Raw genomic sequence first — 15,256 nt, forward strand, 5'->3', positions numbered from 1 at the left:
CGTGGACGGCCCTGACCGTCTCCGCTGCCGCCGCCCGCGCCTCCGGGCCGGGACCGGGGCGAAGCAAGTCCGTCAGAACGAACCGTCGGCAGGCTCCTTCGAGCCCCAGTCGACCGAGGGCCCCTCGAAGGCTTCCTGGTGCCGGGCGGGCTCGGAGGCGGTTCCCAGCACGAACCTGTCCTCCGCGCCGTCGAGCACTCCACCCGACGGATCGTCGTCACCGGCCCGCCGCACCACGTCACGCTCCGGCTTGAGGATGTCGCGCACGACGACGGCACACAGGTACAGCGTGCCCAGCAGATGCACGCCGATCGCCCAGTGGTAGCCGTCCGTCGACAGTCCCTTGTGGGCGTCACCGCTGGTCGTGTAGGCCAGGTACATCCAGATGCCCAGGAAGTAGACCACCTCGCAGGCCTGCCAGACGAGGAAGTCCCGCCACTTGGGCCGAGCCAGCACCGCCAGCGGGACCAGCCACAGGACGTACTGGGGCGAGTAGACCTTGGTGGTGACGACGAACGCCGCGATGACCAGGAACGCCAGTTGCGCGAAGCGCGGACGGCGCGGAGCCGTGAACGCCAGCACCGCGATACCCAGGCAGCACAACAGCATCAGCAGAGTGAAGAGGGTGTTGACGCTGTCGGTGGTGAGCGGGTTGCTGGACTTCTGCGCCAGAACGAGCCAGATGGACCCGAAGTCGGCGCCCCGTTCCTCGCTGAACCGGTAGAACTTCGACCATCCCTCGAAAGCGAAAGCCATGACGGGCAGGTTCACCAGCAGCCAGGCGACGACCGCGCCACCGATCGCCTTTCCGAAGTCGCGCCACTTGCCGGCGCGCCAGCACAGCACCAGCAGCGGGCCGATCAGCAGGAACGGGTAGAACTTGGCGGCGGTGGCCAGGCCCAGCAGGACGCCGAAGGCGAGCGAGCGGCCCCGGGACCACATCAACATCGCCGCGGCCGTGAGTGCGACCGCGAAAAGGTCCCAGTTGATGGTGGCGGTCAGCGCGAAGGCGGGTGACAGGGCGATCAGCAGACCGTCCCAGGGGCGGCGCGCGTGGGTCCGTGACACGCACACAACGATGACGGCCGCGCAGACCATCAGCATTCCGGCGTTGACCATCCAGTACCACTGCTCCTGGTGCTGGAGGCTGCCTCCGCCGGGGGTGAGCCAGGCGGCCACCTCCATGAAGACACCGGTCAGGACCGGGTACTCCAGGTAGTCCATGTCACCGGGCAGTCTGTCGAAGTACGGCACCAGCCCGTCGGCGAAGCCCCGCCCCTGGTAGAGGTGCGGAATGTCGGAGTAGCAGGCATGCGTGTACTGAGAGCTGGCCCCGAAGAACCAGCCGCCGTCGTAGCAGGGCGCCTTCTGCACCAGTCCGAGGGCGAACATACCGATCGCCACCAGCGCGATGATCCGTACCGGCGTCCACCAGGACGTCCCGGTCAGGGCGCGTCGCCCCAGCGGGCCGCCGATCAGCTCGCTACCGCTGGCAGCCACCTCGTCTTCCTGGGTCGGCCGCACCGGGTCCGGCCTGTGCGTCTCAGTCGGCGTCGATTCTGCACTGGGCATGGGGCACATCCTGCCGTACGAGTCTGGGAAAAGACCGAGGGCCGCCGCACCTGTGTCGGTACGGCGGCCCCTGTTTCACGTGAAGCTTCCAGATGTTTCACGTGAAACAGTCATTTCGGGCAATGCATCGACTAGCCGCCGGGCCCTCCGAAAAGGGTTCCGGATCCGCCGCGCCCCTTGGACGTACTGGTGGGCGTCGGACTGGGTGACGCGCTGGTACTTCCCGTGGGCTGCGGAGTGATCCCTCCGGTACCTCCGTCGGTGGGGCCGCACTTCCAGCTCCAACCGCTGCATGTGGTGGTCGGCGAGGGAGACGGCCGTCCCTGGTGCTTGCTCGGGCTCGGCGAGGGCGACGGCGTGGGACTGGCCTCCTGCGTCTCCGTGGCCGACGGAGTGGGAGTGGGCGAGGGGAGATCGTTGAGGACTTCGCCGATCGACTCGGGCTTGGGGAACTTCGCCTTGGGCATGCCCTTGAGCGCATCGATCATGTAGTCGTGCCAGATCCAGGACGGGAACGAGGCACCGTGCACCTTCGGCTGCCTGCCCGTGTTGTACATCTCCAGGAACTTGCGTTCCTTGTTCTTCTCGTTGTCGTCCAGTCGGAACATGCTGACCGCAGTGGACAGCTGCGGGGTGTATCCGACGAACCAGGCGGACTTGTTGCCGTCGGTGGTACCGGTCTTGCCGGCCACCTCACGGCCGGGCAGCTGGGAGTGCGTACCCGTACCCTTCTCCACCACGGTCTTCAGCACGTCGGTGACGTTGTCCGCCACCTGCTCGGTGAACGCCTGCTTGGCCACGTCCTTGTGCTCGAAGACCTGACCGTCCTTGCTGGTCACCTTGGTGACGGAGAACGGGTCGCGCTGCTTGCCGCTGGCCGCGAAGGTGGCGTAGGCGCCCGCCATGCGGATGGCGCTGGGGTCCGAGATGCCGATCGAGAACGAGGGGGAGTGGGTACCGGTCAGGTTCTGCTTCAGCAGCCCCGCGTCCAGCGCGGACTCCTTGACCTTGTCCAGGCCGACATCCATACCGAGCTGCACGAAGGGCGAGTTGACCGACCAGCGCATCGCCTCGCGGAGGGTGATCCGGTAGTCGGGCGGAGAACCGTACGACTGCTCGTCGTCGTTGGTCTGCCGCCACTCGTTGCCCTTGTCGTCCTTCCAGACGTCGCCCCGGTAGTCCTTGACCTTGTACCCGTTCCGGCCGCTGTACAGGCTCTTCGGCGAGGCGATGGTGCGCTCGTCCTGGGCCTGCTCCGCGGGGCCTTCGGGATCCCGGACCCCCCACTTCATGGCGGCCGCCAGAACGAAGGGCTTGAACGTCGAACCGACCTGGGCACCGGTCACATCGGCGTTGTTGGTGAAGTGCTTGGTGGCGTCCTGGCCGCCGTAGACGGCGACGATCGCGCCGGTCTCCGGGTTGACGGACGCGGCACCGAACTGAACATAGGTGTCGTACTTGGGGTATTTCTTCGGGTCCAGGTACTTTTTGCGGTACTTCTTCACCACCGACTCGAGTTTCTGCACCTTCTTCTTGTCGAAGGTGGTGTAGATCGAGTAACCGCCGCGCTGGAGATCGTCGGCCGTGATGTCGGTGTTGTTGATCAGATAGCCCTTGGCCAGGTCGACGAGGTAGCCGATCTGACCGCCGAGGCGCGTGTTGGACCGGGGGTTCTGCCACTTGGGAAGCGTGCGGAACTTGGCCCGGTCCGTGGGGCTCAGATAGCCGTACTCGACCATCTTGTCGAGGGTGTCCTGCATCTGGTGCAGAGCCCGCTGGCTGTTCGCCTGGGGAGTGGCGGAGGGGTCGATCGACACCGAGCCGGCCGGGTCGTAGTACGTGGCGCCCTTGAGCATCGCGGCCAGGAAGGCGCACTCGCCCTGGTTGAGGTCGACGGCGTCCTTGTTGAAGTAGGCCCGGGCGGCCGCCTGGATGCCGTAGGCGTTGCGCCCGTAGTAGGCGGAGTTCAGGTAGCCGGCCATGATGTCGTCCTTCTTGACGGTGGCCCCTACCTTGATGGAGACGAAGATCTCCTTGAACTTGCGCGACAGGGTCTGCGACTGGTCGGCGAGCATCGCGTTCTTCACGTACTGCTGGGTGATGGTGGAGCCACCCTGCGTCTCGCCGCCCCGCGCCATGTTGAACACGGCGCGGGCGATGCCCTTCGGGTCGATGCCGCTGTCGGTGTAGAACGTCTTGTTCTCCTGCGAGACCACCGCGTGCTGCATCGCCTTGGGGATCTGCGAGAGATCGACGATCTGGCGGTTGGTCTCCCCTCCGGTGGCGACCATCGGGGTGTTGTCGGCCCAGTAGTAGACGTTGTTCTCCGCGGTGGCGGTCTTGTCCACGTTGGGGACGCCCACCATGGCGTACCCGATGCCGGCGACGGCGACCATGGACCCGAAGAAGCCGACGAACAGGGCCGAGACGAGTTTCCAGGAGGGCACCCAGCGCTGCCAGCCGTACTTGCCCGCGCGCGGGTAGTCGATGAACCGCTTCCTGGCGGGGGGACCGGTGCGTCCCCGTCCCGGGGCGGAGCGCCGGGATCCGCGTGCCGGCTCCGCCGCTCTGCGACGGCTGCCCTGGTTCCGCTGACGCCGTGCGTCGGCTCGTCCGCTGTAGGGCCGCTCCTCCCCTCCGGAACCGTAGGGGTCCGGCCCGTGGGAGTCCCCCCCATCGGAATCGGACCGGTACGAGCCGGCGGAAGACCCGGTGGTGCCTCGCGGTGCCGCACGGCGGCCGGAGGACGAGCCGGACGGACCGCGTCGGGCCGCGGCACGCCCGCCTCCCGGCGGCTGCGGCGGTTTGCGACGGTGCTCGCTCATCGAACGATTACTCCTCGGGCAGGCGCACCGCGGCGCGCCTGGAAACGTCGGCTGGTTTCCGGTCCCCCCGAAGTACGGAAGCGGCTGGTCCCGCATTCACCCGTACTGCACCAGGGACGGGGACGCACACCGCACGCCACATGGTTCCCGGTGGTTTTCATGGCGCACAGACTACGCACCGCCCACACCCACCGGGCCCCGAAGGTCACCCACACCCCCGCATCCTGCCGCCGCCGAGTCGGCATGTGATCACCTTCACCACTTCCCCCCTTGTCGTGGACGGGAGGGCGTTCTATCGTCTAGATGTATCGAGTCGATACATCAGCTCGGCATAAGGCCGTCACGGCACACGACACCGCGGGTCGCGGCAGAGAGGAGGCGAAGATGAGCCGGCGTTCCGGGATCCTCGAGTTCGCCGTCCTCGGCCTGCTCCGCGAGTCCCCGATGCACGGCTACGAGCTGCGCAAACGACTCAACACGTCCTTGGGCGTGTTCCGTGCCTTCAGCTACGGGACGCTCTACCCCTGCCTCAAGACGCTGGTCGCCAACGGCTGGTTGATCGAGGAACAGGGCAACGTCCCCGATGCGGCGCCCCTCACGGGGCGCCGCGCCAAGATCGTCTACCGGTTGACCGCGGAGGGCAAGGAGCACTTCGAGGAGCTGCTCTCCCAGACCGGGCCCGACGCGTACGAGGACGAGCACTTCGCCGCGCGCTTCGCCTTCTTCGGGCAGACCTCGCGGGACGTGCGGATGCGCGTCCTGGAGGGCCGCCGGAGCCGGCTGGAGGAGCGGCTGGAGAAGATGAGTGCCTCGCTGGCACGCACGCGAGAGCGCCTCGACGACTACACGCTTGAGCTCCAGCGCCACGGGATGGAGTCCGTGGAGCGCGAAGTGCGCTGGCTGAACGAGCTCATCGAGAGCGAGCGGGCCGGGCGGGACCGGAGAGGTTCCGTCCCCGGGGGGCCCGCTCAGCAGGACACCACACATGGAACGACGGGCGGCCTGCCCCGGTCCGGAGGCGACTCCGGACCGGATACGCCCGGCGACACCGCCACGTGAGAGCTCGTTCAGGGCCTCACTCGTACACACAGGGAGCAACCGGAATGGGTTCGGTTCGCGTAGCGATCGTCGGCGTGGGCAACTGCGCCGCTTCGCTGGTGCAGGGAGTCGAGTACTACAAGGACGCCGACCCGGCGTCCAAGGTGCCGGGCCTGATGCACGTCCAGTTCGGCGACTACCACGTCAAGGACGTCGAGTTCGTCGCGGCCTTCGACGTGGACGCCAAGAAGGTCGGCCTCGACCTCTCGGACGCGATCGGCGCCTCCGAGAACAACACCATCAAGATCTGCGACGTGCCCTCCACGGGGGTGACCGTCCAGCGCGGCCACACCCTGGACGGCCTCGGCAAGTACTACCGGGCCACCATCGAGGAGTCCGCCGAGGAGCCGGTGGACATCGTCCAGATCCTGAAGGACAAGCAGGTCGACGTGCTCGTCTGCTACCTGCCGGTGGGGTCCGAGGACGCGGCGAAGTTCTACGCCCAGTGCGCGATCGACGCGAAGGTCGCCTTCGTCAACGCGCTCCCGGTGTTCATCGCGGGCACGAAGGAGTGGGCGGACAAGTTCACCGAGGCGGGCGTCCCGATCGTCGGTGACGACATCAAGTCGCAGGTCGGTGCCACCATCACCCACCGCGTCATGGCGAAGCTGTTCGAGGACCGGGGTGTCATCCTGGACCGCACGATGCAGCTGAACGTCGGCGGCAACATGGACTTCAAGAACATGCTCGAGCGCGAGCGCCTGGAGTCCAAGAAGATCTCCAAGACGCAGGCCGTCACCTCGCAGATCCCCGACCGGGAACTGGGTGAGAAGAACGTCCACATCGGCCCGTCCGACTACGTGGCCTGGCTGGACGACCGCAAGTGGGCGTACGTGCGCCTCGAGGGCCGTGCCTTCGGCGACGTCCCGCTGAACCTGGAGTACAAGCTCGAGGTCTGGGACTCCCCGAACTCCGCGGGTGTCATCATCGACGCGCTGCGCGCCGCGAAGATCGCCAAGGACCGTGGCATCGGCGGCCCGATCCTGTCGGCGTCCTCGTACTTCATGAAGTCCCCGCCGGTCCAGTACTTCGACGACGAGGCCCGCGAGAACGTCGAGAAGTTCATCAGCGGCGAGGTCGAGCGCTAGGCCGAGAACGCTCCTGCCAGGGCTGCGGAGGGTCCCCGAGGCGTTGCCGCCCGGGGACCCTCCCCTTGTGTGAGGCTGTGCGCCATGGCCGTCGTCCGTGATCTGCGCGTACTGCTCCGATTCCGCGATTTCCGGCGTCTGCTCACGGTCCGGCTGCTCTCCCAGGGCGCTGACGGGGTCTACCAGGTCGGCCTCGCCACCTATGTCGTCTTCTCACCGGAGAAACAGGCCTCGGCCACCGCGATCGCCTCCGCAATGGCCGTCCTGCTGCTGCCCTACTCCCTCGTGGGGCCGTTCGCCGGTGTCCTGCTCGACCGCTGGCGGCGCCGCCAGGTACTCGTCCACGGCAACCTGCTGCGCGCGGCGATGGCGACGGTCACGGCGGTGCTGATCGTCGGCCGGGTACCCGACTGGCTCTTCTACCTCTCCGCGCTGTGTGTCACCGGAATCAACCGCTTCGTCCTGGCCGGCCTTTCCGCGGCCCTGCCGCGCGTGGTCGACGAGGAGCGACTGGTGATCGCCAACTCCCTCACGCCGACCGCCGGCACCCTCGCCGCGACCGCGGGCGGTGGGCTGGCCTTCGCGGTGCGGCTCCTGGCGGCGGAGTCCGACACCGCCGTGGTGCTGCTGGGCGCCGCCCTGTACCTGTGCTCCGCGCTGGCGTCACTGCGCATGGCACCGGAGCTGCTCGGCCCCGACGCGCCGGCACGGGAGCCACTGGCCCGGACCCTCCGCGGTACCGCACGCGGCCTCGCGGCCGGCGTACGCCATCTCGCCGCCCCTCGGCGGCGGGAGGCGGCCTGGGCGCTGGGCGCGATGACGTTGATGCGGTTCTGCTACGGCGCCTTGACCGTGCTGGTGCTGATGCTGTGCCGATACGCCTGGTCGTCCGGAGTGGACCGGGGGCTCGCACTGCTCGGGCTGGCCGTCGCCTTCTCCGGGGCGGGGTTCTTCGCGGCGGCGGTGGTGACGCCGGCCGGGGCCGGGCGGCTCGGTCCGGGCCGCTGGATCGCGGTCTGCGCCGGGATCGGCGCCCTCCTCGAACCTGCGCTCGGCCTGCCGTTCGCGGCAGGTCCCGGCTTCGTCGCGGCCTTCTTCCTGGGGTTCGTCACCCAGGGAGCCAAGATCGCCACCGACACCGTGGTGCAGTCCACGGTGGACGACGCCTTCCGGGGTCGGATCTTCTCGCTGTACGACGTGCTGTTCAACGCCGCGTTCGTCGGTGCCGCCGGGGTGGCCGCGGCGCTGCTGCCACCCGACGGGCGCTCGTCCGCGCTGGTCGTCGGCGTGGCCGTGCTCTACGGAACGATTGCCCTGTCTTTGGCCCGTTTTGAGGCCCGCTGAGTGTCACATCAGCGCCACGAAGTGGCGACGGGAAAGCAAAGTCACCTGTGGGAACAAGTAACTTACGTGGGTCTTATCTCGCGCTTCGCGCAAACACGTTCGAGGGGGACCCCCAAAGTGACCACTCCGCCGCCCCACGGCCAGAACCCTTACGCAGGGCAGACGCCGCCGCCGCCCGTGGGACAGCAGCCCGGCCAGCCGGGAGTTCCGCCCCAGGGCGCGCCCTACGCACCGTTCCCGAACCAGGGCGCCCCCGGCGCGCCTGGTGCTCCCGGCGCGCCTGTCCCTCCGCCGGCGCCCGCTCCTGCCAAGCGTGGCGGCAAGAAGATCCTTCGCGTCATAGGCGCTGTGGTCGTCGTCGCCATCGTCGCGCTGCTGAAGTTCGGTGGCGCGCTGGGCATCGGCTGGTTCCTGGGTCGGGACGACGCGGAATCGACCTCCGTGGGTTCCTGCATGCACAACAAGGGAACCGACAGCAAGCCCGATCTCGAAGAGGTCGACTGCTCGGCGGCCAACGCCCAGTACAAGGTCGTCGAGAAGTTCAGCTTCACGAGCGACGGCGACAAGTGCCAGAACGTCCAGGAGGCCACGATCTCCTACTACCAGTCCGGTGGCGGCCATGACGTGGTTCTCTGCCTGAAGGAGAACAAGTAGGGCAGTCGTGCCGCCCGGCGGGGCGGCACACATGGAGGGGCGGTGTTTCACGTGAAACACCGCCCCTCGGTGCATGCCGGGGTGCGTTTCACGTGAAACGCACCCCGGCATCGCTGCTCACTGCTGAGCGGTCCACCATTCCTTCAGCGCCGCCACCGCTTGATCATGTTCCATCGGTCCGTTCTCCAGCCGCAGCTCGAGCAGGTGCTTGTACGCCTTGCCGACGGCCGGGCCGGGCCGGACACCCAGGATCTCCATGATCTGGTTGCCGTCGAGGTCGGGGCGGATCGCATCCAGCTCCTCCCGCTTCTGCAACTGCGCGATGCGTTCCTCCAGGCCGTCGTAGGCGCGGGAGAGCGCGGCGGCCTTGCGTTTGTTGCGCGTGGTGCAGTCGGAGCGGGTCAGCTTGTGCAAGCGGTTCAGAAGAGGGCCGGCGTCCCGGACGTAGCGGCGGACGGCGGAGTCCGTCCATTCGCCGGTGCCGTAGCCATGGAAGCGGAGGTGGAGTTCGACCAGCCGGGAGACGTCCTTCACCAGCTCGTTGGAGTACTTCAAGGCCGTCATACGCTTCTTGGTCATCTTCGCGCCGACCACCTCGTGATGGTGGAAGGAGACCCGGCCGTCCTTCTCGAAGCGGCGCGTCCGCGGCTTGCCGATGTCGTGCAGCAGCGCGGCGAGCCGGAGGGAGAGGTCGGGTCCGTCGTCCTCCAGCGCGATCGCCTGCTCCAGGACGATCAGCGTGTGGTCGTAGACATCCTTGTGTCGGTGGTGCTCATCGCTCTCCAGACGCAGGGCGGGCAGCTCGGGCAGGACGCAGTCGGCGAGGCCGGTGTCGACCAGCAAGGACAGGCCCTTGCGCGGGTGCGCGGAGAGGACGAGCTTGTTGAGTTCGTCCCGGACGCGCTCAGCCGAGACGATGCCGATCCGAGCGGCCATCTCCTTCATCGCGGTGACGACCTCGGGCGCCACTTCGAAGTCGAGTTGAGCGGCGAAGCGCGCGGCGCGCATCATACGCAGAGGGTCGTCGGAGAATGACTCCTCGGGAGTGCCGGGCGTGCGCAGCTCGCGCGCTGCGAGGTCGTCCAGTCCGCCGTACGGGTCGATGAACCGCTTCTCGGGCAGCGCCACGGCCATCGCGTTGACCGTGAAGTCACGTCGTACCAGATCCGCCTCGATGGATTCGCCGTAGGACACCTCCGGCTTGCGCGAGGAGCGGTCGTAGGCCTCGGAGCGATAGGTGGTGATCTCGATCTGGAAGGAACGGACGCCTTCCTCGAAGCGGGCTTCCTTCTGAGCTCCGACGGTGCCGAAGGCGATACCGACCTCCCACACCGCGTCCGCCCAGGGCCGGACGATCTTCAGTACGTCCTCGGGGCGAGCATCGGTCGTGAAGTCCAGATCGTTGCCGAGCCGGCCGAGCAGCGCGTCCCGGACGGAACCGCCGACCAGCGCGAGGGAGAAGCCGGCCTGCTCGAAACGGCGGGCGAGATCATCGGCGACGGGGGCGACCCGCAGCAGTTCGCTCACCGCGCGCTGCTGCACCTGGCTCAGGGCAGTGGGAGTGTCTTCGTTGGCGTTCGGCACAACAGAAGAGGGTACGTGGCCCGGCCGGAGGGCAGCGTCCCCGCTTCGACGGGGGCGGACGGCAGACAACAGGCCGCCCCCACCCGGGCTTCCGCTGCGAGGCTTCGCCCAGGAGTCCCCCTCTTCGCGCGGCATGCAAAGGGGGACCGGACCGTGATCGCCCGATCTTGTGGAGGACTCCGCGGCACTTCCCCTCAGCGCACATCGTTACCATGCGTGGACGCACATTCCGACGACCACTGACGACGAGGGACGGGCGAGCGCGTGGCCGAGGCGGCAGACTTCCAGGGAATGAGTCCCTCACCTGCCCGCCGGTGGCTCCGGCGCACCGCGGCCCTGCTGGCCGGAGCGCCCCTGCTGGCCGGCCTGCTCCAGTTTCCCGCCGCCGTGCCGGCCCGGGCCGCGGTACCGGAGACTCCCAAGGAGGCCTCCGGGTCCCACACCGTCGCGGTGGCCGTGGATTCGCTGAGCCCCGCCGTCCTGACCGGGGGAGACACTCTCACCGTTTCGGGCACCGTGACCAACAAGAGCAAGCAGACGGTCACGGACGCCCACGTGGGCCTGCGAGTGGGGCATGAGCTGACCACCCGGTCGGCCGTCGCCTCCGTAGCCGACCGCGGCGGCTATGTCGCCGGGGTCGACGGCTCCGAGATCGGCGGCAAGTACGTCGCCGAGTTCCCCGAGCTCTCTCCGGGTGTGGCGCAGCACTTCAGCATCTCCGTCCCGGTGGACAAACTGGGCCTCGGCGGCAACGGGGTCTACCCGCTCGGTGTGTCGCTCACCGGAGAGACGTCGACGCAGCGCTGGGACCGGGTGCTGGGCATCCAGCGGACGTTCCTTCCCTGGGAGCCCGACGAGGCGGACACCCAGACCAGGGCGACCTTCCTGTGGCCACTGGTCTCCTCAGTCCACATGACGGCGGAAACCGGTTCGAACGAGCAGCAGACCCCGGTCTTCCGCAACGACGATCTCGCCGCGGAGATCTCCCCGGGCGGCAGACTGGACCGCATGCTGTCGCTGGGCGAGAAGCTCGACGTCACCTGGGTGATCGACCCGGATCTGCTGGCATCCGTCGACGCCATGACGGGGAGCTACCGCATCGGAACCGAGGGTGACACCACCACGGCCGGCACCCACCAGGACGTCGCCAAGCGGTGGCTGGCCTCGTTGCAGCAGGCGGTACGGGGGAAGGAAGTGGTCGCACTGCCGTTCGCCGACCCGGACCTGGCCTCCCTCGCTCACAACGGAACGAGCGTCACCGGTTCGCTCAGCCAGCTCAAGGCCGCCACCGATGTCGCCGCCACCACGGTGCGCACGGTGCTGCACGTGACGCCGACCACCGATTTCGCCTGGCCCGTGGACGGTGCTGTCGACCCCTCGATCGTGAAGGTCGCCACATCGGCGGGCGCGGACAAGGTGATCGCCCGCAGCGACAGCATGAGGGACGCCGGCCGGCTGTACTACACGCCGTCGGCCGCCCGGCCCATCGGTGGCGGTACCTCGGCGGTCGTCGCCGACGCCCCGATGTCCACGGCGTTCCAGGGGGACATGACCACGGCCTCCGCGTCGACTCTGGCCGTGCAGCGATTCCTCGCGGAGAGCCTGTCGCTCAACCTGCAGACCCACCGGCAGCGCAGCATCGTCGTCGCCCCCCAGCGGATGCCGACCGGCTATCAGGCACAGGCCATGTCCAAGGCCCTGACCGCCCTGAACAGCGGCAACTGGTCTGTGCCCCAGGACCTCACGGCGGCCGCGAAGGCCGAGCCGGATCCGGACGCCACCACGAAGGTGCCCTCCACGAAGAGCTACCCCTCGTCGCTGCGTAAGCGGGAGCTGCCGCGGGCGGCCTTCCAGACGATCGCGGACACCCAGGACGAGCTGGAGAACTTCCAGCTCGTCCTCACCTACCCGTCGCGCGTGGTGACGCCCTTCGGACGGGCTCTGAACCGCGGGATGTCCGCGTCCTGGCGCGGCAAGACCGACAGGGCGAGCGTCTTCCGCCACGGTGTGCAGTTCTATCTGGAGACCCTCGCCGGCCAGGTGAGACTCATCGACAAGTCCGACACCAAGCTGTCCGGACGCAGCGCCACCATCCCGGTCACGGTGCAGAACAACCTGGTGCAGGGCGTGGACCACCTGGTGCTGCGGCTCACCTCCACCAACCCGACCCGGCTGAAGATCGACGGCAACCGCTTCGCCGAGCAGCCCGTCACGGTTTCCGGCGGTCACAGCCAGACCGTGAAGTTCAGCACGTCCGCCAACGTCAACGGCCAGACCACGGTGGTGGCGCAGCTCTACACCCAGAACGGGGAGACGTACGGGGACCCGGTGACCTTCGACGTCCAGGTCACCGAGATCACCGCGACCGTGATGCTCGTCATCGGCGGTGGAGTGCTGCTGCTGGTCCTGGCCGGGTTCCGCATGTACACCCAGCGCAAGCGGGCCGCGGCGCGGTACGCGGACGAGACTGGCCCCGCCTCGGAGGCCCCCGAGAACGGCCCCCAGGAGGGCTCCGACGCAGCGGAGGAGCCCCGGACGGACACGGAGGCGGACGGCGGCTCCGGGGACGGCAGAGAGGGCTCCGAGGGGGCCGGAGAGCCTCACCCGGGGGATTCGGGCTCCGCGACGGAGACGGACACCCCGCAGCAGCCGAGTGACCCGGCACCGGACACCGCAGCGGAAAGCGCCGGCCCGTCCGGCACGGGTGAGAGAGTGGACCGCTGAGGATGACGTGGCCGTGGGCCCGGGACGATGAGGTGGGGTAACCATGAACGCGCCGTACGACGGTGACCGCGGCCGGGCCGTGGGCGGCTCGGACCGCCCCGAGGGCCCGCCGCCCGAGCACGGTCAGGTGCCGCCGCAGCAACCCGCGGACATGTACCTCCAGGACGCCTACGACCAGGACCCCTACCGGGCGCAGGACCTCTCCGCCCAGGATCCGGTCGCCGAGGCCCTGTACGACCGCGCCGCGCATCCTCCGCCGCCGCCCGGAGCCCGGCAGCCGCTGTACGGGCAGCCGCCGCAGACGCCGTACGCCCCGGACCCCCGGGTATGGGCGCAGACCCCGGCGCCGGAGCCGGAAGGCCCCTCCCAGCGGCTGCCCTACGGGGACGACCCCCGCACGACCCAGTACGTGGGGGTCGACGATCTGGTGACCGGGTCGGGTGAGGAGCAGCCCCCCTCGGACGCCTTCGCTCATCTCTTCCGCGACCAGCAGCCGGGCGGTCCCTCCGCGCCGCCGGCCGGTCTGTCGGTTCCGGGCCCCGCAGCGGCGCCGGGAAACCCGGTACCCGGGTCGCAGAACCCGGCGTCGGAGGCCGACGCGGACGACCGGACCATGAACCTCGGGACCGTGCCCGCCGAGGCGCCCGCCGCGACAGCCACCCCGGCCGCCCCGGCCGCCCGGAAGGGCGGACGCGCCTCGGGACTGCTCCAGTCCAGTGCCGTGATGGCGGCCGGCACGATGGTCTCCCGCCTCACCGGCTTCATCCGCTCCGCGCTGATCGTGTCCGCACTCGGTGTGGGCCTTCTCGGCGACACCTTCCAGGTCGCGTACCAGCTGCCGACCATGATCTACATCCTCACCGTCGGCGGCGGTCTCAACTCCGTCTTCGTGCCCCAGCTGGTGCGCTCCATGAAGGAGGACGAGGACGGCGGAGAGGCCTACGCCAACCGCCTGCTCACCCTCGTCATGGTCGCGCTCGGGCTCCTCACCGTGGCCGCGATCTTCGCCGCTCCCCTGCTGATCCGGCTGCTGTCGGACTCGGTGGCCAGTGATCCGGACGCGCACCAAGTCGGCGTCACCTTCGTGCAGTACTTCCTGCCCTCGATCTTCTTCATGGGCATCCACGTCGTGATGGGCCAGATCCTCAACGCGCGCGGCAGGTTCGGCGCGATGATGTGGACTCCGGTCCTGAACAACATCGTCATCATCGTGACGCTGGGGATGTTCATCTACGTCTACGGCACCGCCGCCGACTCCGGCATGAAGGTGACCACCATCCCGCCGGAGGGCCAGCGGCTCCTCGGCATCGGCGTACTGCTCGGCCTCGCCGTCCAGGCCCTGGCGATGATCCCCTACCTGCGGGAGACGGGATTCCGGCTGCGGCTGCGTTTCGACTGGCGGGGCCACGGGCTGGGCAAGGCCGTGACACTCGCCAAGTGGACCTTCCTCTTCGTCCTCGCCAACCAGGCCGGCGCCCTCGTCGTCTCCCAGCTCTCCACCTCCGCCGGCAAGTCCTCACCCGTCGACGGCACCGGCTTCGCCGCCTACGCCAACGCCCAGTTGATCTGGGGCCTTCCCCAGGCGATCATCACCGTCTCGCTGATGGCCGCGCTGCTGCCGCGCATCTCCCGCTCCGCCGCCGAGAGCGACGCCGGTGCCGTACGCGACGACATCTCCCAGGGGCTGCGCACCACCGCGGTGGCCATCGTGCCGATCGCCTTCGGTTTCCTCGCCCTGGGCATCCCGATGTGCACCCTGATCTTCGGCTCCTCGGGCACCAGCGAGGCCACCAACATGGGCTACATGCTGATGGCCTTCGGCCTCGGCCTGATCCCCTATTCCGTGCAGTACGTCGTGCTGCGCGCCTTCTACGCCTACGAGGACACCCGCACGCCCTTCTACAACACGGTCATCGTGGCCGCGGTCAACGCCAGCGCCTCCGTCGTCTGCTACCTCCTCCTGCCCGCACGCTGGGCGGTGGTCGGCATGGCGGCCTCCTACGGCCTCGCCTACGCGATCGGTGTCGGCGTGGCCTGGCAGCGGCTGCGCAAGCGGCTGAACGGCGACCTGGACGGCGCGCACGTCCTGCGTACCTATGCCCGGCTGTGCATCGCCTCCGTGCCGGCCGCCGCACTGAGCGGGGCCGCCATCTACGGCATCGGCCACTCGCTCGGCCAGGGCGCCCTGGGCTCCTTCACCGCGCTCCTGGCCGGCGGGGCCGTCCTGCTGGGCACCTTCTACCTCGCCGCCCGCCGCATGCGCATCGAGGAGCTCAACTCGCTCGTCGGTATGGTTCGCGGACGACTCGGCCGCTGAAAGGGGGTAGGCGCACAACCTATGTCCGCCTCCGCATGTCGTGCAGAGCG

Annotated in this window: 9 protein-coding genes; 6 read left to right on the forward strand and 3 right to left on the reverse strand. The window is 68.7% G+C overall.

Annotated elements, in window-relative coordinates; genetic code table 11:
• Window positions 1-72 precede the first annotated feature (72 nt).
• Together ACL02U_RS16655 and ACL02U_RS16660 are read right to left on the reverse strand one after the other, a co-directional pair.
• Entirely contained in the window at window positions 73-1,572 is a 1,500-nt protein-coding gene (locus tag ACL02U_RS16655) for a glycosyltransferase family 87 protein (protein ID WP_412791618.1), read from the reverse strand.
• Window positions 1,573-1,703: 131 nt separating this feature from the next.
• The gene (locus ACL02U_RS16660) at window positions 1,704-4,397 is read right to left on the reverse strand and encodes a transglycosylase domain-containing protein (RefSeq protein WP_412791619.1); all 2,694 of its coding nucleotides are present in this window, start codon (window positions 4,395-4,397) and stop codon (window positions 1,704-1,706) included.
• Window positions 4,398-4,781: 384 nt separating this feature from the next.
• Here ACL02U_RS16660 and ACL02U_RS16665 point away from each other — a divergent pair, with 384 nt between their 5' ends.
• The 4 genes from ACL02U_RS16665 to ACL02U_RS16680 all read left to right on the forward strand — a co-directional run bounded on the left by ACL02U_RS16665 (window position 4,782) and on the right by ACL02U_RS16680 (window position 8,581).
• Window positions 4,782-5,456 carry a PadR family transcriptional regulator gene (locus tag ACL02U_RS16665; RefSeq protein WP_412791620.1) on the forward strand — a complete coding sequence of 225 codons (675 nt, stop codon included), beginning with the start codon at window positions 4,782-4,784 and terminating at the stop codon, window positions 5,454-5,456.
• 44 nt (window positions 5,457-5,500) lie between these two features.
• Complete coding sequence (locus ACL02U_RS16670) at window positions 5,501-6,583, forward strand: inositol-3-phosphate synthase (protein WP_412791621.1); 1,083 nt, start codon at window positions 5,501-5,503, stop codon at window positions 6,581-6,583.
• 84 nt (window positions 6,584-6,667) lie between these two features.
• Window positions 6,668-7,927, forward strand: coding sequence for an MFS transporter (locus ACL02U_RS16675; RefSeq protein WP_412791622.1), 1,260 nt, complete (start codon window positions 6,668-6,670; stop codon window positions 7,925-7,927).
• A 117-nt stretch (window positions 7,928-8,044) separates the two neighbouring features.
• Entirely contained in the window at window positions 8,045-8,581 is a 537-nt protein-coding gene (locus ACL02U_RS16680; RefSeq protein ID WP_412791623.1) for a hypothetical protein, read from the forward strand.
• Between the two features lie 117 nt (window positions 8,582-8,698).
• Here ACL02U_RS16680 and ACL02U_RS16685 read toward each other — a convergent pair whose 3' ends face one another.
• Window positions 8,699-10,165, reverse strand: a complete 1,467-nt coding sequence (locus ACL02U_RS16685) for a CCA tRNA nucleotidyltransferase (RefSeq protein WP_412791624.1) — start codon at window positions 10,163-10,165, stop codon at window positions 8,699-8,701.
• A 264-nt stretch (window positions 10,166-10,429) separates the two neighbouring features.
• On the opposite strand from ACL02U_RS16685, the gene ACL02U_RS16690 reads away from it, so the two are divergent.
• Window positions 10,430-12,889, forward strand: coding sequence for a DUF6049 family protein (locus ACL02U_RS16690; protein ID WP_412791625.1), 2,460 nt, complete (start codon window positions 10,430-10,432; stop codon window positions 12,887-12,889).
• Between the two features lie 43 nt (window positions 12,890-12,932).
• Window positions 12,933-15,206: a murein biosynthesis integral membrane protein MurJ gene (murJ, locus tag ACL02U_RS16695; protein WP_412791626.1), complete on the forward strand. Its 2,274-nt coding sequence runs from the start codon at window positions 12,933-12,935 to the stop codon at window positions 15,204-15,206.
• Window positions 15,207-15,256: the final 50 nt, after the last annotated feature.

It is taken from the genome of Streptomyces sp. MS06, from assembly GCF_047200655.1.
Classification (GTDB): domain Bacteria; phylum Actinomycetota; class Actinomycetes; order Streptomycetales; family Streptomycetaceae; genus Streptomyces.